At 65.0% G+C, this 21,392-nt stretch carries 21 protein-coding genes; 9 read left to right on the top strand and 12 right to left on the bottom strand.

The features are described from left to right. Nucleotides 1-69 precede the first annotated feature (69 nt). Complete coding sequence (locus AC0L3K_RS28020; RefSeq protein ID WP_473367288.1) at nt 70-729, top strand: DedA family protein; 660 nt, start codon at nt 70-72, stop codon at nt 727-729. Nucleotides 730-866: 137 nt separating this feature from the next. On the opposite strand, the gene AC0L3K_RS28015 is transcribed toward AC0L3K_RS28020, so the two are convergent. Then, a complete protein-coding gene (locus AC0L3K_RS28015) occupies nt 867-2,096 on the bottom strand; it encodes a citrate synthase family protein (protein ID WP_219679460.1) in 1,230 nt (409 codons plus the stop codon). 75 nt (nt 2,097-2,171) lie between these two features. On the opposite strand from AC0L3K_RS28015, the gene AC0L3K_RS28010 reads away from it, so the two are divergent. After that, entirely contained in the window at nt 2,172-3,266 is a 1,095-nt protein-coding gene (locus AC0L3K_RS28010; protein ID WP_219679458.1) for a citrate synthase/methylcitrate synthase, read from the top strand. A gap of 147 nt (nt 3,267-3,413) precedes the next feature. Here the strand turns inward: AC0L3K_RS28010 and AC0L3K_RS28005 are convergent, their stop codons facing one another. Beyond that, nucleotides 3,414-4,049, bottom strand: a complete 636-nt coding sequence (locus AC0L3K_RS28005; RefSeq protein ID WP_007599228.1) for a J domain-containing protein — start codon at nt 4,047-4,049, stop codon at nt 3,414-3,416. A 152-nt stretch (nt 4,050-4,201) separates the two neighbouring features. Here AC0L3K_RS28005 and AC0L3K_RS28000 point away from each other — a divergent pair, with 152 nt between their 5' ends. After that, nucleotides 4,202-4,477, top strand: a complete 276-nt coding sequence (locus tag AC0L3K_RS28000) for a BolA family protein (protein ID WP_026232423.1) — start codon at nt 4,202-4,204, stop codon at nt 4,475-4,477. Nucleotides 4,478-4,644: 167 nt separating this feature from the next. On the opposite strand, the gene AC0L3K_RS27995 is transcribed toward AC0L3K_RS28000, so the two are convergent. From AC0L3K_RS27995 to AC0L3K_RS27985, 3 genes are all read right to left on the bottom strand, one after another. Next, nucleotides 4,645-5,949, bottom strand: coding sequence for an HlyC/CorC family transporter (locus AC0L3K_RS27995; RefSeq protein ID WP_473367287.1), 1,305 nt, complete (start codon nt 5,947-5,949; stop codon nt 4,645-4,647). A gap of 92 nt (nt 5,950-6,041) precedes the next feature. Further along, the gene (gene aroB / locus AC0L3K_RS27990) at nt 6,042-7,190 is read right to left on the bottom strand and encodes a 3-dehydroquinate synthase (protein WP_473367286.1); all 1,149 of its coding nucleotides are present in this window, start codon (nt 7,188-7,190) and stop codon (nt 6,042-6,044) included. Beyond that, entirely contained in the window at nt 7,187-7,810 is a 624-nt protein-coding gene (locus AC0L3K_RS27985; RefSeq protein WP_354200589.1) for a shikimate kinase, read from the bottom strand. The genes aroB and AC0L3K_RS27985 overlap by 4 nt, the downstream gene beginning before the upstream one ends. A gap of 184 nt (nt 7,811-7,994) precedes the next feature. Here AC0L3K_RS27985 and AC0L3K_RS27980 point away from each other — a divergent pair, with 184 nt between their 5' ends. The 5 genes from AC0L3K_RS27980 (at nt 7,995) to AC0L3K_RS27960 (ending at nt 12,694) form a co-directional block, all read left to right on the top strand. Continuing rightward, the gene (locus AC0L3K_RS27980; protein ID WP_035669499.1) at nt 7,995-8,141 is read left to right on the top strand and encodes a hypothetical protein; all 147 of its coding nucleotides are present in this window, start codon (nt 7,995-7,997) and stop codon (nt 8,139-8,141) included. 17 nt (nt 8,142-8,158) lie between these two features. Beyond that, the gene (xerD, locus tag AC0L3K_RS27975) at nt 8,159-9,139 is read left to right on the top strand and encodes a site-specific tyrosine recombinase XerD (protein WP_007599222.1); all 981 of its coding nucleotides are present in this window, start codon (nt 8,159-8,161) and stop codon (nt 9,137-9,139) included. Nucleotides 9,140-9,424: 285 nt separating this feature from the next. Beyond that, a complete protein-coding gene (locus tag AC0L3K_RS27970) occupies nt 9,425-10,387 on the top strand; it encodes an acetyl-CoA carboxylase carboxyltransferase subunit alpha (RefSeq protein ID WP_007599220.1) in 963 nt (320 codons plus the stop codon). 454 nt (nt 10,388-10,841) lie between these two features. Continuing rightward, nucleotides 10,842-12,386, top strand: coding sequence for a L,D-transpeptidase family protein (locus tag AC0L3K_RS27965; protein WP_245285965.1), 1,545 nt, complete (start codon nt 10,842-10,844; stop codon nt 12,384-12,386). Between the two features lie 77 nt (nt 12,387-12,463). Then, nucleotides 12,464-12,694, top strand: coding sequence for an AbrB/MazE/SpoVT family DNA-binding domain-containing protein (locus AC0L3K_RS27960; RefSeq protein ID WP_007599216.1), 231 nt, complete (start codon nt 12,464-12,466; stop codon nt 12,692-12,694). 434 nt (nt 12,695-13,128) lie between these two features. On the opposite strand, the gene AC0L3K_RS27955 is transcribed toward AC0L3K_RS27960, so the two are convergent. The 7 genes from AC0L3K_RS27955 to AC0L3K_RS27925 form a co-directional block, all read right to left on the bottom strand. Next, complete coding sequence (locus tag AC0L3K_RS27955; protein WP_007599215.1) at nt 13,129-13,824, bottom strand: branched-chain amino acid ABC transporter ATP-binding protein; 696 nt, start codon at nt 13,822-13,824, stop codon at nt 13,129-13,131. Next, a complete protein-coding gene (locus tag AC0L3K_RS27950) occupies nt 13,817-14,551 on the bottom strand; it encodes an ABC transporter ATP-binding protein (RefSeq protein WP_354159892.1) in 735 nt (244 codons plus the stop codon). Before AC0L3K_RS27950 ends, AC0L3K_RS27955 begins: the two co-directional genes overlap by 8 nt. Continuing rightward, on the bottom strand, nt 14,538-15,635 hold the full coding sequence (locus AC0L3K_RS27945) for a branched-chain amino acid ABC transporter permease (RefSeq protein WP_007599212.1): 1,098 nt from the start codon (nt 15,633-15,635) through the stop codon (nt 14,538-14,540). Before AC0L3K_RS27945 ends, AC0L3K_RS27950 begins: the two co-directional genes overlap by 14 nt. A gap of 6 nt (nt 15,636-15,641) precedes the next feature. Then, nucleotides 15,642-16,859, bottom strand: coding sequence for a substrate-binding protein (locus tag AC0L3K_RS27940; RefSeq protein WP_007599205.1), 1,218 nt, complete (start codon nt 16,857-16,859; stop codon nt 15,642-15,644). A 4-nt stretch (nt 16,860-16,863) separates the two neighbouring features. After that, the gene (locus tag AC0L3K_RS27935; RefSeq protein ID WP_354200590.1) at nt 16,864-17,721 is read right to left on the bottom strand and encodes a branched-chain amino acid ABC transporter permease; all 858 of its coding nucleotides are present in this window, start codon (nt 17,719-17,721) and stop codon (nt 16,864-16,866) included. Between the two features lie 108 nt (nt 17,722-17,829). Continuing rightward, the gene (locus AC0L3K_RS27930; RefSeq protein ID WP_473367285.1) at nt 17,830-19,344 is read right to left on the bottom strand and encodes an amidase; all 1,515 of its coding nucleotides are present in this window, start codon (nt 19,342-19,344) and stop codon (nt 17,830-17,832) included. Between the two features lie 174 nt (nt 19,345-19,518). Beyond that, on the bottom strand, nt 19,519-20,706 hold the full coding sequence (locus AC0L3K_RS27925) for a substrate-binding domain-containing protein (protein WP_219679450.1): 1,188 nt from the start codon (nt 20,704-20,706) through the stop codon (nt 19,519-19,521). Between the two features lie 178 nt (nt 20,707-20,884). Here AC0L3K_RS27925 and AC0L3K_RS27920 point away from each other — a divergent pair, with 178 nt between their 5' ends. Continuing rightward, nucleotides 20,885-21,319: a MarR family winged helix-turn-helix transcriptional regulator gene (locus AC0L3K_RS27920; RefSeq protein ID WP_007599198.1), complete on the top strand. Its 435-nt coding sequence runs from the start codon at nt 20,885-20,887 to the stop codon at nt 21,317-21,319. The last annotated feature ends 73 nt before the right edge of the window (nt 21,320-21,392 follow it).

Below are 21,392 nucleotides of genomic sequence, written 5' to 3'. Positions count from 1 at the left end.
ATGTAGGGTCCGAACCCCAAGGCCAATCCCAAGGCCAATCCCAAGGCCCAATCCCACCACAGAGACGATGTGACGTCCTTTCTCGATCCCCTCATTTCATTCGTCTCGGCCCATCCGTGGCTGGCCTATCTGACCCTCTTCCTGGCGGCCCTGCTGGAGGCGGTTCCGGTGGTGGGCTCGGTCATCCCCGGCTCGACCATCATCCTGGCGCTGAGCGCCCTGGTCCCAGGCGGCGAGCTCAGGCTGCAATGGGTGTTGCTGGCGGCAGCGCTCGGCGCAGTGCTCGGCGATGGTTCGGCTTACTGGATCGGGCACCGGCAGCAGCGGGAGATCCTCAACACCTGGCCGCTGACCAATTATCCGCGTGTGGTCGAGCAGAGCGAGACTTTCTTCCACCGCTTCGGCACCTGGGCGGTGTTCTTCGCCCGCTTCGTGCCGCCGATCCGGGCCTTCGTCCCGGTCACCGCGGGCGCGCTGGGCATGCCCCCGGCCCGCTTCTACGCCATCAACATCCCCGCAATCCTGGTCTGGGCGCCGGCGCATGTGCTGCCGGGTGTTTTGGCGGTGTCGGCCCTGCACGAATATGCCGGGCTGCCGCACCATGGGCATCCGTACAAGCACATGTGGATTTTGACCGTGGTCGGCGTGGCAATCGTCGTAGGCGCGGCGGTTTGGATCTATCGCCGCCGGAACGGCGGCGGTGTCGCGGTGGCGAAGCCGCGGGGGTGATAGAGTGTATCCAGGCGCACCGCCCTCATCCTGAGGGCCCGCCAACGGCGGGCGTCTCGAAGGATGGCCGCGGGCGAAAGCCGGGCCTGCATGGTTCGAGACGCGCGTTCCGCGCTCCTCACCATGAGGGTTTTTGATTATCCCCTGGAATCCGCAACCCCCGCCCTTCGTCCCGGTGCCGGTCCCACATACCTTGCCCTTGGCCTGATCAGCTTGCCGAACTGCAATTGCTCGCTGGCATGGGCGACCCAGCCGACGCTGCGGGCCATCGCAAACAACGCGAGCTCGCTGCCTCCCGGCAGGCGCAGCGCGTGCACGAGCACCGCGAGCGCGTAGTCGATATTGACGAGTTCGCCGGTCGCCTCCGCGATGCGCTCCGGCACCTCTTTGGTGAATTTGCGCGGTGCGCCGGCGCGGGCCAGGGCATTCAGCAGCGACTGCGCGCGCCGATCGCCCCGCTTGTAGACACCGTGACCGAAGCCCGCAAAGCGTTCGCCGAGCGCGACGCGTTCGCGGACCATCGGCTCGACGTCACGATCCACCAGCGCCTTGACGAGTTGCGAGGCGAGCACGCCGGCGCCACCGTGCTTCGGTCCCTTCAGCGCGGCGAGGCCGGCGATGACGGAATCATAAAGATTGAGGCCGGTCGAGGCCGCGCAGCGCGCGGTGAAGGTGGACGCGTTCAATTCATGCTCGGCGAGCAGAACCAGCGCGCGGCGGATGAGATCGGCCGCGTGCTTGTTGTCGGGCGCCCAGGCCCTCGCGATCTGCTGGTGCAGCGGCTCGGCGGACGGATCCGTGTTGAGCATGGTCGCGACCAGAAGCCGGACGATGCGCGCACCGACCATGGCGCGGCCATCCGGCGCACGCGTGAACGCGCGGGGATCGGCGCTCGATGCGAGCGCCAGCACGGCAATGGCGCGATCGATCGGTGCCGCCCGGCGCGCGGCCTGCGCGATCAGGCGCATCTCGTCGGACATCGCAGGCTGATTATCCGGGGCGAACGGATCGACGCCGGAGACGTCCCACAGCAGCGTCGCCGTGTGCTCCAGCGTATCGTTTTCGGCGAGATCGACGCAGTTGACGCCGCGATAGATCGCGCCCTCCTCGGTGATGGTGGAGATCTCGGTGTCCATGACCGGCAGATCGGCATCGAAGCTGCGCAGGCCGCGCGGCTCCGGCGACGGCACCCGGCGCTCCTTCAGCGCCCGGACGTCCTCGGCGCGATAGCGGTTCTTGCGCGAGTCCGGCGTCGGCTCGGAGCGGATCAGGCCGCGGCTGACATAGGCGTAGAGCGTGGCCGGCGAGATCGCGAGCTCGGCGGCGGCTTCCCGGGCGGAGAGGTAGAGACCTTCCGAATTTTTCATATTGATTTATGTAATCAAGATTGATCAATCTGTCGAGAGGCCCGACCTTTGGCTGGTGCAAAGGAGATTTGGGCCATGAACATCCACCTCACCAAAAGCCAGATCGGGCTGGACGGCGTTCCTGCAGCCGAAACCGTGCTGAGCCATGTCGACGGCGAGCGCGGCGAGTTGATCATCGCCGGGGAGCATGTTGGCCGACTGGCGAGCCAGTCGAGTTTTGAGGGCGTCACCGCCCGGCTCTGGAACGGCGCCAGCACGACCACGCTGAGCGAAGCTAATGTGCGCGCGAGCCTGGGCGCCGCACGCGAGCGCGCCTTCGCGCGGCTGGATGAGTTGCTGCCAGCAACGCGCGGCATGGGCATCATCGACGGGTTTCGCGCGGCGGTCGCGGGACTTCGCGCCGAGCACGGCCTTGCCCATGAGGCGACAATCGTCGGCGCATTCCCGGTGATTGCGGGCGCGCTCGTCCGCCGCGCCAGGGGTCTCGATCCCGTGGCGCCCGATCCGAACGTGAGCCATGCTGCCGATACGCTTCGCATGCTGCACGGGCGCGCGCCTGAACCACGCGAGGTCACGGCGCTGGACGCCTATCTCGTCACCGCCAGCGACCACGGCATGAACGCCTCGACCTTCACCGCGCGCGTGGTGGCCTCAACGCAGGCTGATCTGTTTGCCGCCGTCACCGCCGGCTATTGCGCGCTGACGGGTCCGCTGCATGGCGGCGCGCCGGAGCCGGTGCTGGAAATGCTCGACGCGATCGGTTCGCGCGAGCGCATCCAGCCCTGGGTGGACGCTGCACTCGCCCGCGGCGAGCGGATGATGGGTTTTGGCCACCGCGTCTATCGCGTGCGCGACCCCCGCGCAGATGTGCTCAAGACCGCGATCGAGGCGCTGGCATCGGACGGCGCCGGCCTGCCCTTTGCCGGCGAGGTCGAGGCCTATATCCGCAGCGCGCTGCGCAAGAAGAATCCGGAGCGGCCGCTGGAGACCAATGTGGAGTTCTTCACCGCGATCCTGCTCGATGCGCTGGCGATCCCGAGGCAGGCCTTCACGCCCATCTTCGCGGTGGCGCGCGCCGCCGGTTGGACGGCGCATGCGCGCGAGCAGCAGCGGACCGGGCGGTTGATCCGGCCGAGCTCGTCATATGTGGGGGCGATGCCGGAGGCGTGAGGGACCGCGGATATCTCCGCAAGCCGGGAATCGTAGGGTGGGCAAAGGCGCACTTGCGCCGTGCCCACCATCGATCCAACACCGCAACAGAAGTGGTGGGCACGCTTCGCTTTGCCCACCCTACGATACTACGGCGCGGGGAGAGGCCTACGCCTCGCGCACCACGGTCTTTAGGTAATTATACGCCTTGATGATCTCGATCAGGCGGTCCTCGGTGGAGCGGTCGCCGCCGTTGGCGTCGGGGTGGTGCTGCTTCACCAGCGCCTTGTACTTGGACTTGACGTCGGCGAGCGTGGACTCGGGGCCGAGGCCCATCACCTGGAGCGCCTTGCGCTCGGCATTCATGATCTTGCGCGTCTCGGCCTTGGGCGCGGCCTGCGGGCCAGCGCGCCAGCCGGTGCGGCCGTTGAGCTCCTGGAACATGCTGAACGGATCGAAGGCGCCGTCGATCTCGGCTTCCGCGCCTTTCTTGACGCCGCCATTGGCGCCCATCTTCCAGGTCGGACGATGGCCGGTCAGCGCATCCTTCTGATAGCGCGCGACAGCGTCGGCATTCATGCCGGAGAAGAAATTGTAGTTCTGGTTGTACTCGCGCACATGGTTCAGACAAAAGTGCCAGTACTCACGCTGGTTGTCGCGACCCTTGGGCGCACGATGCGCGCCCTTGTTCTGGCACCCGGTCCATTCGCAATTGACCACGGCGTCGCGCGGCTTCACTTCCGGTTGCTTGCCTTTCGGCTTGACCCGGATGGAGTCGAAGAACTTTGATGAATCGATCGGCATGGCTGACTTTGACTACGCAATGCAAAAACCTTCAAGTCTTGACATTGCAATTAGCTGAAAAGCATAGCCGAAGCTATGCTGAGGCGTCCTTGAACGGCCGCCAGAGGCGGCCTATGCAATACGGAGAGCGATCTCGCACCGTAATGACCCAGATGGCCATCAGAGACACTATCAGCAACAAGTTGCAGGAAGCTTTCACGCCGGAAAGCCTGCAAGTCGTCGACGAGTCACATTTGCATGAGGGCCACGCCGGCCATCGGCCGAGCGGCGAGACGCACTTCCGCGTTTATATTGTGTCTTCCGCCTTCAAAGGGAAGAGCCGGGTCGATCGCCACCGCATGATAAATTCGGCGCTGGCCGCGGAACTCTCCGGCAGCGTGCACGCGCTGGCGATCCACGCGCAAGCGCCGGGGGAAGGCGGGAGCTAGCTCGCCAGTTCAAGCGTCGGACGGCGCCATTTCTCCTCATCCTGAGGAGCGCGCAGTTGCGCGCGTCTCGAAGGATACAGGCCCCCGCGGCGGCATCCTGGCCTGCATGGTTCGAGACGCGCCTTTCGGCGCTCCTCACCATGAGGGGCAACAGGGTCATGCGAATCCTAAAACGACGTCCCCGCCCGCCGCCGCTTGGCTTCCTCTATTTCCGTCTCGCGCGGCACCGGTGAAATACGGAGTGCGGTGATGCGGTTGCGTTCGCGGCGGAGGACGCGGAAGCGGAAGCCGTGAAAGGTGAAACTCTGGCCGCGGTCGGGGATCGAGCGCGCCTCGTGAATGACGAGGCCGGCGACCGTCGTTGCCTCTTCGTCGGGCAGGTGCCAGTCCATGGCGCGGTTGAGGTCGCGGATCGGCACCGAGCCGTCGACGACGACCGAGCCGTCCGGCTGGGCGCGCACGCCCGCGACCACGACGTCATGCTCGTCGGAGATGTCGCCGACGATCTCTTCCAGAATGTCTTCCAGCGTCACGAGACCTTCAACTTCGCCGTACTCGTCGACGACCAGGGCGAAATGGGTCTTGCGGCGGCGGAACGCCTTGAGCTGCTCGGAGACGGGCCGCATCTCCGGCACGAACCAGGGCGGCAGCGCGATGGTGGAGACGTCGATGCGCGAGGTCTCGCCGTCGGCCGCGCGGATCGCGCGCAGCAAATCCTTGGCGTGGAGCACGCCGATGATGTTTTCCGGCTTCTCGCGCCACAGCGGGATGCGGGTGTATTCGGCCGCCAGCACCTCGCGCACCAGATCCTCCGGCGGCAGGTCGGCGTTGATCATCGTCATCTCGGTGCGATGGATCATGACGTCGGAGACCTGGAGCTCGCGCAGATCGAGCAGCCCTCCGAGCATGTCGCGGTCGTGCTTCTCGAACTTGCCTTCATGATGCAGCAGGTCGACCGCGCCGCGGAGGCGCTCGGTCGGCGACAGGATCGCCTGGTGCTCGCCGGCAAGGCCAAACAGGCGCATCAACAGCCGCACGATGACTTCCACGATCCGCAGCAGCGGCCCCAGCACGTACATCGTCAGCCGCATCGGGCGCGCGACCGCGAGCGCCATGCGGTCGGGCGCGTTGATCGCGATGGTCTTGGGCAGCACCTCGGCGAAGATCACGACCAGTGCGGTCATCAAGCCGGTGGCATAGAGCACGCCGACGTCGCCGAACCAGGCCGTGAAGATGCTGGTGGCCAGTGCGGATGCACTGATATTGGCGATGTTGTTGCCGAGCAGCAGCGCGCCGATCAGGCGCTCGCGCATGTCGAGCAGCTGCGAGACCACGTCGGCGTCGCGATTACCCTGCTTGGAGAGCCGCAGCATGCTGGCGCGCGAGGCGCCGGTCAGCGCGGTCTCGCTCGCGGCGAAGAAGCCGGAGACGAGCAGGCAGAGAATGACGATGGTGAAGCCGAGCCAATCCATGAACCACTCTGGTTTCTTGTTTTGACGCGTTCTCTTGACGCGAACCGGTACCCACTTCGCTCGAAAACGCTTTAGCGCCGTTCAACCGCGTGTCACGCCTTGTGGGCGAGCTTCTCCTTGAGGAAGTCGCGCACCGGAGCCGGCTCGACGTTCTTCACGACGACGGCCCGCCCCACGGCCTCCAGCAGGATGAAGGTGAGCCTGCCGCGCTCGACCTTCTTGTCCTGCGCCATCAGCGCCATCAGCGCGTCGGCATCGGCAAGCCCCTCCTGCGCGAAGCCCGCGATGTCCTGCAGGCGCGTCGGCAGGCCGGCTTCGATCAGGTGACGCTCGACGCGCGCGGCGTCCGCGTCGCCGATCATGCCGAGCTTCGCGGAAAACTGCGCCGCCAGCGTCATGCCGATCGAAACGCCCTCGCCGTGAAACAGGCGGTCGGAGAAGCCGGTCGCGGCTTCCAGCGCATGGCCGAACGTATGGCCGAGATTGAGCAGCGCACGCTCGCCGGTCTCGCGCTCGTCGCGCGAGACCACGCCGGCCTTGGCGCGGCAGGAGGTCGCGATCGCATGCTCGCGCGCCGAACCGCCTTTGGCGATGTCGGAATGGTTCTTCTCGAGCCAGGCGAAGAAGGCCTTGTCGCCGAGCACGCCGTATTTGGCCACCTCGGCGTAGCCGGCGCGGAACTGCCGCGGCGACAGCGTATCGAGCACGGCGGTGTCGGCGATCACAAGCACCGGCTGGTGGAAGGCGCCGAGCAGATTCTTGCCCTGCGGCGAGTTGATGCCGGTCTTGCCGCCGACGGAGGAATCGACCTGCGCCAACAGCGAGGTCGGCACCTGCACGAAGTCGACGCCGCGGCGCAGGATCGCCGCGGCGAAGCCGGCGAGATCGCCGACCACGCCGCCGCCAAGCGCGATGACGAGATCGTTGCGCTCGATCTTCGCGGCGATCAGGGCTTCGCTGACCTTTTCGAGACCGGCATAGGTCTTGGAGATCTCGCCTTCCTCGACGACGATGTGCGATGTCGGAATGCCCGCGGCGGCCAGCGATGCCTCGGCGGGTTCGAGCCAGTATTTCGCGACGGTGCGATCCGTCACGATCGCGGTGCGTACGCCGGGGCGCAGGCGCGCGACCCGTTCGCCGAGCGAGGCCAGCACGCCGCGGCCGATGACGATGTCATAGGCGCGATTCTCCAGCGCGACCTCGACGTTGACGGGATCGGAATGTTTCAAAGGCGCGGTCATCGTGCGGCACTCGCGATGTCGGCTGATGGCGGGGACGCCCGTTCGCCGCAAAGATGCGCGCGTAGCGTCTCGATGGTCTCATCGACGATTCTGTCGTGCGGCACGTCGCGGGAGGCGATGGTGAGGTCGGCATGGCCGTAGACCGGCTCGCGCTCGGTGAGCAGGCGCGTCACGGTTCCTTCAGGATCGGCGGTCTGGAGCAGCGGACGGTCGGCGCGCCGGCGCACGCGGCGCATGATGACATCATGATCGGCCTTGAGCCAGATCGAGATCGCCTTCGCCGCGATCCGGGTCCGCGTCTCCTCGCGCATGAAGGCGCCGCCGCCGGTCGCCAGCACGATGGGACCGCCGTCGAGCAGACGTGCGATCACGCGGGCCTCGCCGTCGCGGAAATGCGGCTCGCCGTGGCGCTCGAAGATTTCCGGTATGGTCATGCCGGCCGCCGCCTCGATCTCGGTGTCCGCATCGACGAAGGGCAGCTTGAGCCTGAGAGCCATGCGGCGGCCGATGGTGGATTTGCCCACCCCCATCATGCCGACGAGCACGATCGAGCGCGTCCCCAGCGCCGACAGGATGTCGGCCTCGGGCGAGGCTTGGATCGGCAACGCGGCGTCGGGCATTTGTCTCGCTCGAATGGGTCTCGCTCGATCTGCCGCCAAAGGCGGCATCCTTTGGCCACCTATACGACCCCGCAGGGGCCCTCGCCAGAGGACTCTTGCCACGAAACGGCGAACGTGTTGGATGATTTCATTGGTTAATTTGCCCGCCAAGCCCCTGACCGAGACCCTCTCCGAGATCCTGCCGATGCCCAGCCTGTTCCGCTTCCTGACGGTCGTCGCCGTGATCGCCGGCATCGTCTACGGCGTGGTCTTCGCGCTGGCGAACTTCGTCAATCCAAAGCCGCGGGAAATGACGGTGACGATCCCGCCGGATAAGTTTCTCAAGAAATAGGGGCTAGCCTGCCGGGCATGCGTGCCAGATCTTCCGATAACAAGCCCTCAGATACAAAACTCACCGGCCTGTTCCTCGACATGCTCGCGGCGGAACAGGGCGCCGGCCCCAATACGCTCGATGCCTACCGCCGCGACCTCACCGACTTCTCCGAGTTTCTCGGCCGCGTCGGGCATGCATTCGCGGACGCGGAAACACAGACGCTGCGCGACTATCTCGCCGATCTCGACACGCGCGGCTTCAAGTCCACCAGCGTCGCGCGACGGCTGTCGGCGCTGCGGCATCTCTATCGCTTCCTCCTGAACGAACGCATCAGAACCGACGATCCCGCGGCGATCCTGTCCGGCCCCAAGCGCGGCCGCGGGCTGCCGAAGGTGCTGTCGATCGCGGATGTCGATCGCATGCTCCGCCGCGCCAAGGAATTGAGCGAGGCTGAGGATGCCTCGCCGTCGAAACGGCTGCGCGCCCTGAGACTCTATTGTCTACTCGAGGTCCTCTACGCCACCGGCCTGCGCGTCTCCGAGCTGGTGGCGCTGCCGCGCACGGCGGCGAAGCGCGACGCCCGCATGATCGTGGTGCGCGGCAAGGGCAACAAGGAACGGCTGGTGCCGCTCAACGAGGCCTCGCGCCAGGCGATGGCCGATTATCTCGCGGCGACAGAGGCGGCCAAGGACAACAAGGCAGACAAGAAGAACAGCGTGGCGGCCTCGAAATGGTTGTTCCCCTCGTTCGGCGAGAGCGGACATCTGACGCGGCAGCATTTTGCCCGCGACTTGAAGGAGCTCGCGGTCGCTTCAGGGCTGCAGGCCCGGCTGGTCTCCCCCCACGTGCTGCGCCACGCCTTCGCCAGCCACCTGCTGCACAACGGGGCCGATTTGCGCATCGTGCAGACGCTGCTCGGCCATACCGACATCTCGACCACCCAGATCTACACCCACGTGGTCGAGGAGCGGCTGAAGAGCCTGGTCCGCGACCTGCACCCGCTGGCGGAGAAGTAGTTGCTGCCCTAGCTGCAGTAGCCCGGATGAGCGAAGCGACATCCGGGATTGACGATTGGGGCGACCTGCCCCGGATATCGCTTCGCTCATCCGGGCTACGGTACGGGTCGGAGCCCGAAACCGCCTTGACTTCGGCCACATCTCCGCAGAAAGAGCCGAGGCCTCACGATGATTTGGCCTGCGCTCGTTGCGAGCACACAAGCCAACTCATTGACGAACCTACATTTCTTTCCACGACATCGAATCCGCTTCGCCGCCTCGCCCCGTTCTCCCTATATTGAGTTGATGCCAGACCAGATGCGCAGCTATCTCGATTTCGAAAAGCCCGTCGCCGAGCTCGATTCCAAGCTCGACGAATTGCGGACGCTTGCGGCCTCCGGCAGCGACATCGCCGAGGAGATCGGGCGGATCGAGGACAAGGCGGCGCAGGCGATGGCCGACCTCTATCTGAACCTGACGCCGTGGCAGAAGACGCTGGTTGCGCGGCATCCGCAGCGGCCGCATTTCAACGACTTCATCAAGGGCCTGATCACCGAGTTCACCCCGCTCGCCGGCGACCGCAAGTTCGGCGAGGACGAGGCGCTGGTGGCCGGCTTCGGCCGCTTCCGCGGCGAGGCCATCTGCGTGATGGGCCAGGAAAAGGGCGATTCCACCGAGAGCCGCATCAAGCATAATTTCGGCATGGCGCGGCCCGAGGGCTATCGCAAATGCGTGCGGCTGATGGAGATGGCGGAGCGGTTCGGCCTGCCGGTGCTGTCGCTCGCCGATTCCGCCGGCGCCTATCCCGGCATCGGCGCGGAAGAGCGCGGTCAGGCCGAGGCGATCGCGCGTTCGACCGATGCCTGCATGGCGCTGACCGTGCCGAACGTCGCCATCATCACCGGCGAGGGTATGTCGGGCGGCGCCATCGCCATCACCACCGCCAACAAGGTCCTGATGCTGGAGCACGCGATCTACAGCGTGATCTCGCCCGAGGCGGCGTCCTCGATCCTCTGGCGAGACGGCTCCAAGGCGCAGGAAGCCGCTAACAACATGAAGATCACCGCCCAGGACATGCTCCGCTTCGGCGTGATCGACAGCATCCTGAAGGAGCCGGTCGGCGGCGCCCATCGCGACCCCGCCGCCATGATCGCCACCACGGGCGACGCCATCGCCAAGGCTTTTGACGAGCTGCGGGGCCTGGACGGCGACGCCATCCGCAAGCATCGGCGGCAGAAATTCCTCGATATCGGCCGGAAACTGGGCTGATTCGGGCGGTTTGGGACCGCAGCGGCGGTGCGCTCCCTCCCCCGCTTGCGGGGGAGGGTCGGGGAGAGGGTATTTCCTCTCGCGATACTCCCGATGCGGCACGAGCCCTCTCCCGGCCTCCCCTGCCAGCGGGGGAGGTGAAGAGCCCCCGGTAACCCCGCGTTAACCCTTTTTTTGCCCAAATCAGCGATCTCTGTACCGGTTTGGCCGCGAGGCCCAAGTTACGGCCCAGTTTAAGTCTTCGTTGACCACGCCTTTGGGCCAACGGGCTCGTGATCCCCGTTCGGGTTGCGACCACATGACCCAGAGGTTAGAATTTTAATCAATGGCTTCAGGGCATAAGCGCTGGAGCGTGATTGCGAAAAAGCCCGTCGCGACGGGTCCGGGTCTCCGGTCGGATCATGCTTCAAGATTGGGGTTTGCGCGCGATGCCCTGGACGGTGTGGGGTCCATCTTGATTTCTCGTTCGCTTGCTCGCGCGTTTCTGGTCTCGGTGGCGCTTGCCGCCAGCTTCGTGCTGGCCGGTTGCGACACCGACCAGGTTTCGCTTGCGACCAATGCCAAGGCCAACCAGCCGGTCCCGCCGAAACTTCTCGCCGCGATGGTCGAGAAGGACATGGATCTGCAATCACCGATTTTGGTGCGCCTGTTCAAGCAGGAGGCCGAGCTTGAGGTCTGGAAGCAGACCCGCAACGGCCAGTTCGCGCTGCTCAAGACCTATCCGATCTGTCGCTGGTCCGGCGACCTCGGGCCGAAGGTGCGCGAAGGCGACCGCCAGGCGCCGGAAGGATTCTACTCGATCAATCCGGGCCAGATGAATCCGCAGTCGGCGTACTATTTGTCGTTCAACACGGGCTATCCGAACGCGTTCGACAAGGCTTTGGGCCGCAGCGGCTCGCAGCTGATGGTGCATGGCGATTGTTCCTCGCGCGGCTGCTACGCGATGACGGACGAGCAGATCGCCGAGATCTATTCGCTCGGGCGCGAGTCCTTCTTCGGCGGCCAGAAGGCGTTCCAGCTGCAGGCCTATCCGTTCAAGATGACGCCGGTGAACATGGCCAAGCACCGGAACAATCCGAACATGCCGTTCTGGAAGATGATCAAGGAAGGCTATGATCATTTCGAGGTGACGCGGCAGGAGCCGAAGGTCGATTTCTGCGAAAAGAAGTACGTGTTCGACGCGGCGAAGCCGCCCGACGCCAAGCGTGATCCGGTGTTCGACGCGTCCGCAAAGTGCCCGGCCTATGTGATCCCCGAGGAGATCGCCAGCGCCGTGCGCGAGAAGGATGCACGCGACCAGGCCGAGTACAACAAGCTGGTCTCGCGCGGCACGCCCGTTGCGCGCATGAACACCGGCATCGACGGCGGCATGAACAAGATCTTTGCCGCGAAGATTCCGGAGGGCTCGACCGGCCTGTCGGAAGGAGCCGAAGGCACCACGCTCCAGATGCTGGCGATGGCGAAGGCGCCGGGCACGATTCCTGGACACGTCAATCCGCCGAAGCCGAATCTCGATGCGGCCGCGCCCTCGCCGCAGGAAGAGCCGGTCGTCGCCGTCAGCGCGCCCGCCGCCAACACGCGTGTCGCCACCGCTGCTCCGGCGGAGAAATCCGGCTTCTTCTCCAACCTCGGCCGCAAGATGGGCATCGGCAACGCCGACGCCACGGCGACCACGCCGCCGCCGCAGGCCACGGCATCCGTCGCCCCGGCTGCGACTTCCACGACGCCGCCTACCGCGGCGTCCCGGCTGAAGGCCGCGGTAACCCGGTTCGTGCCGGGACACGACAAGTCCAAGGATGCAGGGAAGGATGCGCCGAAGCCAGCCGTTGCCGTCGCCAAGCCCGCCGAACCAGCGAAGCCCGACACCCGCCTCGCGGCGACCCGCCCGACGCTGAAGCCGTCGGTGTCCGATGGCGCGGGTGAAGCGACCCAGATCATGGGCGCCGCGCCGGTGGTCCAGTCGAACTCGTTCGACAGCCGGTTCGGGGCGGTGAAGTAAGCGGGCGGGAACCTCTCGCCCTATCCCGATTTTTACCGAGCTGACGGCGGTCCCGAATGATCAGGGCATATCATTCCATGCTGGTCTCCAAATGGGGTAACAGCCTCGCAGTCCGCCTGCCTAAGGCACTCGTTGAGGCTTTGAACCTCTCCCCCGGTGACGAGCTCAATGTCGTAGAGACTTCGACAGGCCAGATCGCAGTAGAGAAGGTCGACAGACGAGCGGAATTTCTCAGGCAAGCCGACCAGTTCCGGATTCCCCTGCCCGAGGGTTACAAATTCGACCGGGACGAAGCGAACGAGAGATAAGCCCGTTCTTCGACAGCAACATCCTGGTCTATGCCTTTTCGGCCGACATCCGGCGCGAGCGCGCGCTGACCACAATTGCCGGCGGCGGCGTCATCTCACTGCCGACACGCACGCTACGGCGCTTGCGCTTGCGCGCGACCATACGCTTGCCTTTTACGATGCTCTGATCGTAGCGACCGCAATCGAGGCTGGCTGCGAGACCCTGTATAGCGAGGACATGCAGCACGGACGCAGCATCGGCGGGCTGTCCATCGTCAATCCATTTTTCGGAAGCACTTCACCGTCACCCTGAGGTGTCCGCTTCTTCAGCTACCCTCGAAGGCCGACGGCCCGCTTGGCCGCGCGGCCGTGCATCCTTCGAGGCTCGCTGCGCGAGCGCCTCCAGCGACAATGGCTTCGCCATTGCGCGGGGATGACCGGACTGGCAGGGCGCCCTACGGCGCCAGATACCGCAGCAGCTCCGGATTGCCCCTCACCTCGCCTGCCTCGCCTTGCAGCGCGACTCGTCCGCGGTCGAGCACGTAGGCGTAGTCCGCGACGCGAAGCGCGAGGTCGAGGTGCTGCTCGACGATGATCACGGCGATGGTTTTCGCGAGCTCGATCAGGCGCTCGGTAATTTCCTCGATCACGCCGATCCAGACGCCCTCGGTCGGCTCGTCGAGCAGAAGCAGTTTTGGATCGCCCAGCATGGCACGGCCGATGGCGAGCATCTTGCGCTCGCCGCCGGACAGCGTGCCGGCGGGCTGGTCGAGGCGCTGGCCGAGTTTTGGGAAGATGGTCAGCACGTGGTCGACCGCGTCGGCCTTCCTGCTCGCGAGCGAGCCGACCGCGAGATTGTCGCGCACCGACAGACGCGCGAACACCGAATGCTCCTGCGGCACGTAGCCGATGCCGGCGCGGACGCGCTCCTGGGTCGCGCGGCGGCTGATGTCGCGGCCATCGAAGGCGACCTCGCCCTTCCACGCCGGCAACTCGCCGACGATGGTCTTCATCAACGTGGTCTTGCCGGCGCCGTTGCGGCCGAGCACGGCGACACCGCCGCGCCAGGGAATGCCGAGGTTGACGTCGAACAGGACCTGGCTGCGGCCATAGCCGGCGTCGAGATGCTTGATGTCCAAAAATTCAGGCACGGCGCAAATAGATCTCCTGGACGGCCTTGTTGGCCTGGATCTCCGACACCGTGCCGGACGCCAGCACCTTGCCCTGGTCGAGCACGGTGAGACGATCGCAGATGTCGCGAATGAAATCGAGGTCGTGCTCGACGATGACAAGCGAGCAATGCTTTTTGATCGGCTGCAGCAATTCGCCGGTAACGCGGCGCTCCTCCAGGCTCATCCCGCCGGTCGGCTCGTCCAGCAGCAGGAGTTTCGGCTTGCCGGCCAGCGCCATCGCGATCTCCAGCCATTGCTGCTGACCGTGCGACAGCGCTGCGGCCGCATCGAAAGCGCGGTCGGCGAGGCGGAACTGCGTCAGCATGGTCATGACCTGATCGTGCAGGAGCCCGCGCGTGCGCGAGAACACGAGATCGAACAGCGAGGATTGCGCCTGCAGCGCGAGCAGGATGTTGTCGTAGAGCGTCAGCGTCGGCAGCACGGATGTGATCTGGAATTTCAGGCTCATGCCGGCGCGGGCACGCTCGGTCGGCGTGAACGCGGTGATGTCGGTGTTGATGAAACTCACCTTGCCCTGCGTCGGCACCTCGGCGCCGGCGATGCACTTCATCAGCGTGCTCTTGCCGGAGCCGTTCGGTCCGATCAGGCCGTGAAACTCGTTCTCGCCGACAGTGAGCTCGGCGCCGTCGAGCGCGGTGAGCTTCCCGAAAATCTTCTTGACGCCGGTGGCTTCAAGGAGCGGCATCGCGCTTCTCCTTCCCGGTTTTCCTGGACTTGCCACCAAAGCTGCCGACCCGCTCGCGCTCGCCGAGCACAAAACTGATCAGACCGAGCGGCCGGAACAGGATCACGAGCAACAGCAGCACGCCAAGGATGATCGGCCAGACCTCGCGGTAATTGTCCGAGAGCCAGAAGCTGACGCCCTCGACGATGACGGCGCCGATGACGGCGCCGATCAGCGTGCCGGAACCGCCGAACAGGACGTAGAGCACGACTTGCGTCGAGACCACGACGCCGACCATGTTGGGCCAGACGAAACCCTCGTGGAAGGCGTAAAGGCTGCCGGCAAGACCCGCCACCGCGCCGCCGATCGCAAAGATGATCGCCTTCAGGTGCTGCGTCTTGTAGCCGAAGAAGGCGATGCGCTGCTCGTTCTCGCGCAAGCCCGCGAGCGCCAACCCGAACTGCGAGCGCACCAGAAAACGGCAGAGGAGATAGACCACGACAAGAAGGCCAAGCACGAGATAGTAGAACGGCGGCCCTTCCGAGAATTCGTAACTGCCGAGCGTCATCGACGAGATCGAGGGGATACCGTTCTGGCCGCCGAGATAGTACCAGCCGCGCGCCAGCCGGTCGGCGGCGTAGGAGCCGGTTAGCGTGCCCAGCGAGACGAAGATCACGCTGGAGGGATGTCGTCCCAGCAGCAGGAAGCCGCCGAGCAACAGCGCGAACGTGAGCCCGATCAGCGTTCCCGCGGGCAGCACCAGGAAGATGTTGGTGATGTCGAGGTCGCGCGCGAGCAACGCCACGCCATAGCCGGCCGAGCCGAAGAACAGCGCCTGGCCAAAGCTCATGATGCCGGCATAGCCCCACACCAGGTCGAACGAGAGCGCGAACAGCGCGAGGATGATCACCCGCGTCGCGAACACCGTGAGGTAGTCCTGCAGCACCAGCGGCGCGACCAGCGCCGCAACGAGCACGACGCCCTCCACGATCGGCAGGACTTTTCGTCCTGCTGCGACCTGTTCCGCTACCGCGCGCTCAGCCATCGCATCGTCCGCTTCGTCGCCGGCGATGGCCTCTCTTACCACACTCATCGACTTCGGCATTCCGCCTCAGCATTCCTTGGGATCGACGAGCCCGTCGCTGCGTCCGACGATCTCGTAATTCCCGCCCTTGGCGACCGCGGTGTACATCTTCATCTTGCAATGCCGCTTGCCCGGTACCATCTCGGCCGGTCCGCCGGGGCCTTCGGCGATCTTGGCGTGGTCGAGCGTCGCGGCGACCGACTCGCGGTCGATCTTGCCGGCTTCCTTGACGGCGGCTTCCCACAGCTTCAGGCCGCGATAGGTGCCGGTGGCGGCGCTGCCGGCGGCGAACAGGAAGTTGCCCGGGAAATCCTTCTCGTAGGCCGCCTGGATTTTCGCGTCGAACGGGTTCTCCTTGGTCAGCACCTTGAAATAATCGAGGCAGCTGGCGAGACCCTCGATCTCGGCGGCCTGATTGATGTTGAGCGTGTTCTCGTCATAGTAGACGCAGGCCAGCCGTCCGCCATTCTTGAGGAAGCCGGCCTCATAGAGCTGCTTGAAGAACGGACCGACGCCGGGCGGGATGACGGTATTGAAGACGACGTCGACCTTGTTGGAGATGATGCGGTTGACGGTCGAGGAGAAGTCGACCTGGTCGAGCGGATAATATTCCTCGAACACGACCTCGCCGCCATTGGCCTCGATCACCTTGCGGGCGTAGACGTTGAGCGTGTGCGGCCAGACGTAGTTGGCGCTCGGCAGCGCGAACTTCTTGCCGCCGTTCTTGATCAGCCAGGGAATGAACTCGTCGCACTGCTGCGCGGGCGTCGGCCCAGTGCAGAACAGATAGGGCGTGCACTCCTTGCCTTCGTACAGCTGCGGATAGATGTAGAGCGTCTTGCCGCGCGCGACGATCGGGTCCTTGATGGCGTTGCGCATCGACGAGGTGATGCCGCCGAGCACCATGTCGACCTTGTCGCGCTGGATTAGCTTGCGGACGTTGCCGACAGCGACGGACTCGTTGGAGGCCGTGTCCTCGATATAGAGCTCGAGTGGGCGGCCGAGCAGACCGCCGCCGGCGTTGATCTCCTTGATCACCATCTTGGCGACGTTGGCGTCGGCATTGCCGGCGTAGGCGATCGGCCCGGTGAGGTCGGTGGCGATGCCGACTTTGATCGGGGCTTCGGCCGCATTGGCCCAGGGCGCCGGGATCACCCAGCTGCCGACGCCGGTTGCGACCGCGCCGGAGGCAAAGGCGAAATTCGAGAGGAAGCGGCGGCGGGAGAGCTGAGTGCGATCGGACATGTGACTAAACCCCTTTTCCAGCGATGAGGCCCTGCGGCCGGAATTTGATGAAGATGATGGCAAGAACGAAGACGAGGACATCGGCGACGACCGGCGCCATCACCCAGGGCAGCGCGGCACTGAGCGTGCCGATGACGCCGGCGCCTGCGACCGGCCCGATGAAGGAGCCGACGCCGCCGACCATCACCGCGACGAAGCCCTGGATCAGGAAGCGCAGGCCGAGATCGGCGAACAGGCTGAACACCGGCACGATCAGAGCGCCGGCAAGGCCGGCAAGTGCCGCGCCGAAGGCGAAGGTGGCGCCGTAGATCAGCGGCGTGGAGATTCCGGAGGCGCGTGCCAGCGAGGGATTTTCCAGCGTGGCGCGCACGCGCAGGCCGAAGCTGGTGCGCGCCAGCAACAGATAGCAGCCGCCCATCACCAGCGCTGTGATGACGATGATGGTGAAGCGCCAGGCCGAGATGTGCATGGCGCCGATATCGATCGAGCCGCCGATCGGCTCCGGCACGGTGAGATAGAAGCCGCCGATCAGGCCGCGCACGGATTCGCGGATGATCAGGCCGAGCGCATAGGTCCCGAGCATGGCGACGATGGGCGCTGCGTAGAAGCGTCGGATGATCAGCGCCTCCAGCACGAAGCCGAGCGCGCCGACGACGAAGGGCGCGGCGACCATGCCGGCCCAGATCGGCAGGCCCTTGGCGTAGGCGAGATAAGTGATGTAGGCCCCGAGCAGGACGAACTCGCCCTGCGCGAAGTTGAAGATGCCCATCATGCTGGCGATGATCCCGAGCCCCAGCACGATCAGGACGATGATCGCGCCAAAGCTCAGGATCTCGAAAGCCGCGACGAATGCGTTAGCCATGCGCCAGAGCCTTTCCCGTTCCGACGGGATCGGAACGGGGCTCCGGCTTGTTGTCTTGACGCGTCCGAAAACGCTTCCCTGTTCCGTTGGCCCGCATCAATGCCTCGCTCACATCTTCTTCCAGTCGCCGATCTGCTCGAAGGCGTGGGCGGCACGGTAGATGGTGGATTCCTCGAACATGCGGCCGACCAGCATGAGGCCGACGGGAAGGCCGTCGACCATGCCGCAGGGCAGCGACATCGCCGGATGATGAGTGATGTCGAACGGCGCGGTGTTGGGGATCATCTCCAGCGCACGCGCGACATAGTCCTCGCGGCTGGCCGTGGCTTCCGGCAGCTTCGTCGCCTTCATGGGCGTGGTCGGCAGCAGCAGCAAATCGTAGTCTTTGAAGGCCTTGTCGTAGGCCGCGGTCAGGCGTCGGGAGATGTTGAGCGCCTTGCCGTAATAGCGCGGACCGAAAGTGTTGTTGATGTAGGTGCCGAGCAGCAGGAACAGCTTTGTGGTCTCGGACAGGGAATCCGCCTGCCGGCGCCAGCCGCGATGGAAGTCCATCAACGTGGTCGAATAGAGGTCGGAGCGGGACAGACCATAGCCGTCGCCATACATCATGGTCTGGGTCATGCCCTCGGTGCCGATCGGCGTCCAGATCGCGGGGCCCATGAGATGCATCGGAATCGAAACGGTCTCGACCGTGGCGCCGAGATCCCTAAAACGCTTTGCGGCCTCCCGCACGCTCTCGTTCACGGCGGCTTCGGCATTCGCCTGCTCAAAGCCTTCCTTGAGGATCCCGATCTTCATGCCCTTGACGCCCTGGCCGAGCGCCTTGGTGTACTCCTCGACTTTGGGCGCCTTGATGCGGGGATCGTAGCCGTCGTCGCCGGCCAGCACTTCGAGCAGCAGGGCGTTGTCGGCGACGGTCGCCGTCATCGGGCCGGTGTGATCGACGAACACCTCGATCGGCATGATGCCGGTGTAGGGCACGAGGCCCCAGGTCGGCTTCATGCCATAAGTGCCGCAGAAGGAGGACGGCATGCGGATCGAACCACCCTGGTCGCCGCCGATCGCCATGTCGACCTCGCCGAGCGCGACGACGACGCCTGAGCCTGACGATGAGCCGCCGGCCGAATAGCCCATCTTGTGCGGATTGTGGACGGCGCCGACCGCATTGGTGTGGCTGCCGCCGGACATGCAGAAGGATTCGCAATGGACTTTTCCGGCAATCTCGGCGCCGGCATCGAGCATGCGGGTGACGATGGTGGCGTCGAAATCCGGGACGTAGCCTTCGAGCGTCGCCGAGCCGTTCATCATGGGAACGCCGGCGAGCATGATGTTGTCCTTGAGAGCAACCGTCTTGCCCTTGAGCTTGCCGCTCGCCGCACCCTTCACCGTCGACTTGCGATACCAGGCGTTGCGCGGGTTTTCTTCCGGCGAGGGCCGATAGCCCGGGGTGCGCGGATATTTGACCTCCGGCACCTCGTCCGGCATGGCGCCGACGAGATTGTAGGCCTCGATCGAGCCCTGCATCAGGCCGCGGAACGAGGCGACATCGTCGTCGGTCAGCGAAAGGCCGCACTGGTCGGCGACACTGCGCAATTGGGCTGGCGTGGGAAGGACAACTGTCACGGCGCTCTCCTCAAGGCTTCTTGATCCCTGGAATTGGAATCCCTGGCATTGGAGCCTCATGGGCGCGCGTGCACGGCGCGGGCCCATCGGCTCCACCTCGATATTACAGACGGAAATATTTTCCTTTTCAAGTATTATTTTGAATTCGGGCGTTTGCGGATGGCCGCGCCGGCATCAGATCGGTTTGATCAGCTTGAAATCGAGGCCATCCGCCCCGGCGAGATACATTTGCATCCGGGTATGACCGTTCCTGACGGTGACGGGGCCGCGCGCGCCGCCATAGACGATGTTGCGGCCGGCCGCGAGCATGGGCGCCATCGCCAACGTGCCCGCCTTGTTTGCTACGGCCTCAAGGAAGCGCAGTCCCTCATAGCTGGATTGACCGAGCGACCCGATCGGGGGGCCGTTCGGTCCGAACATCGCGCGATAGCGGCTCTGGAAGTCGTCATTGGCCCGCGATCCGATGCCGGGGAAATAGCCGGAGGCGCAGAACAGATTCTCGCTGTTGTCGGCGCCGATTCCGAGCAGCACGGTCTCGTCCATCGCCCCGGCCAGCCGCAGCGTCGTGGCGCCGAGACCGCATTCGCCGAACGCGCGATTGAACGTGATGCTGTCGGTGCCGATCAACGAGATCAGGACGACATCCGGCCTCGCGGCACGGATGCGCTCCAGATGCGGCTCGTGGTTGTCTTCGCCGAGGGGAACGAACTCTTCGCCGACGACATGGCCGCCGGCCTCCTTGATGTAGCGCTTCACCGCGCGGTGCGACTGCCAGGGCCAGACATAGTCGCTGCCGATCAGGTACCAGCGCGCCGCCTTTTTGACGTCGGCAAGCCAGTGGATCGACGGACGGCTCTGCCAGCGCGGCGTCTCGCCGATCGCCATGACACCCGGCGTCTGCTCGCCGCCTTCGTAAACGGGTGTGTAGATGTAGGGGATGCGGTGGCGGGTGGTGACCTTGCGCAGCGCCACACGCACCGCGCTGGTATGTAAGCCGACGATGAGATCGATCTCATCGGACGCGATCGCCTGCTCGGCGCGGCTCAGAATCTCGTCGAGCGGGCCGCCGGCGTCGTAGATCGAAAGCTCGATTTCGCGCCCGAGAATGCCGCCGCGCTTGTTGATCTCGGCGACGGCGAGCTGCGCACTGCTTGTCGCGCACGGACCCCAAACGCCGGGCGAGCCGGTGCAGCAGATGAAGCCGCCGACGCGGAGCTTGTTGTGTGCGCCGCGGCGCTTCATGAAATGCGCGTCAACCGGCGACAGGTCGAAATCCGCTGCCGCGGGCGACAGATTCCTGAACAGCAAGGACGGCGGTAACGCCGGACCGCCGTGAGCCGGGAAGTTTACCGTCGCGCGCACGCCAACTCCTGTCTGATACCAGACTTGAAAGCTCATTCAGCAGGCGGCCGCGGCACCCGCCCTATTGTTGGGCAATATCCTATTTTGAAAATATTGAATATTCAAGAATTGAAGTGCATATAGATGCAGCATCGATTGCAAGACATTCACTCATTTGGGTCAAGACAAAGTCTTAGCCGTGGCAAAACCAAACACCCCGATCACCGAACACCTCGCCTACCTGCTCGCGCAAGCCAACCGGGAGATCAACCGGCAGCTCGAACTGCGGTTGAGCAAGGAAGGCGTGCCCGTCGAGCAGTGGCGCATCCTGAAAGTGCTGTCGGATGGCAACGGCCATTCGATGGGCGAACTCGCGGATGCCGTGCTGCTCAACCATCCGACGCTGACCAAGATGATCGATCGCATGGTCTCGGACACGCTGGTCTACCGCGTGCAGGACCCGAACGATCGCCGCAAGGTCCTGATGTTCATCTCCGATCGCGGCAAGGTGCTGAGCAAGAAGCTCAACTCGCTCGCGGTCGACCAGGAAGAGCACATCCTGGAGAGCTACGGCGACAAATCGACGAGCGAATTGAAGCGGCTGCTGGAGAGCTTGATCGATAGTTCGAATTGAGAATTCGTCGTGGGGGGGGTTGGGCCGGGCGCCCGGGGTGGTGTGGGGGGGGGCCCCCCAGCGCGGGTGAAGC

The sequence above is a fragment of the Bradyrhizobium sp. MI1.10 genome, assembly GCF_055811035.1.
Note: the sequence above shows the minus strand (reverse complement) of the source record. Positions and strands in the feature narration are given on the sequence as shown.

Excerpts from the sequence above, each read along its gene's own strand:
- AC0L3K_RS28015 (WP_219679460.1), bottom strand. The coding sequence starts at position 2,096 with ATGAAAAATTCGGAAGGTCTCTACCTCTCCGCCCGGGAAGCCGCCGCC.
- AC0L3K_RS28010 (WP_219679458.1), top strand. The coding sequence starts at position 2,172 with ATGAACATCCACCTCACCAAAAGCCAGATCGGGCTGGACGGCGTTCCT.
- AC0L3K_RS28005 (WP_007599228.1), bottom strand. The coding sequence starts at position 4,049 with ATGCCGATCGATTCATCAAAGTTCTTCGACTCCATCCGGGTCAAGCCG.
- AC0L3K_RS28000 (WP_026232423.1), top strand. The coding sequence starts at position 4,202 with ATGGCCATCAGAGACACTATCAGCAACAAGTTGCAGGAAGCTTTCACG.
- AC0L3K_RS27995 (WP_473367287.1), bottom strand. The coding sequence starts at position 5,949 with ATGGATTGGCTCGGCTTCACCATCGTCATTCTCTGCCTGCTCGTCTCC.
- aroB (WP_473367286.1), bottom strand. The coding sequence starts at position 7,190 with ATGACCGCGCCTTTGAAACATTCCGATCCCGTCAACGTCGAGGTCGCG.
- AC0L3K_RS27985 (WP_354200589.1), bottom strand. The coding sequence starts at position 7,810 with ATGCCCGACGCCGCGTTGCCGATCCAAGCCTCGCCCGAGGCCGACATC.
- AC0L3K_RS27980 (WP_035669499.1), top strand. The coding sequence starts at position 7,995 with ATGCCCAGCCTGTTCCGCTTCCTGACGGTCGTCGCCGTGATCGCCGGC.
- xerD (WP_007599222.1), top strand. The coding sequence starts at position 8,159 with ATGCGTGCCAGATCTTCCGATAACAAGCCCTCAGATACAAAACTCACC.
- AC0L3K_RS27970 (WP_007599220.1), top strand. The coding sequence starts at position 9,425 with ATGCCAGACCAGATGCGCAGCTATCTCGATTTCGAAAAGCCCGTCGCC.
- AC0L3K_RS27960 (WP_007599216.1), top strand. The coding sequence starts at position 12,464 with ATGCTGGTCTCCAAATGGGGTAACAGCCTCGCAGTCCGCCTGCCTAAG.
- AC0L3K_RS27950 (WP_354159892.1), bottom strand. The coding sequence starts at position 14,551 with ATGCCGCTCCTTGAAGCCACCGGCGTCAAGAAGATTTTCGGGAAGCTC.
- AC0L3K_RS27945 (WP_007599212.1), bottom strand. The coding sequence starts at position 15,635 with ATGCCGAAGTCGATGAGTGTGGTAAGAGAGGCCATCGCCGGCGACGAA.
- AC0L3K_RS27940 (WP_007599205.1), bottom strand. The coding sequence starts at position 16,859 with ATGTCCGATCGCACTCAGCTCTCCCGCCGCCGCTTCCTCTCGAATTTC.
- AC0L3K_RS27935 (WP_354200590.1), bottom strand. The coding sequence starts at position 17,721 with ATGGCTAACGCATTCGTCGCGGCTTTCGAGATCCTGAGCTTTGGCGCG.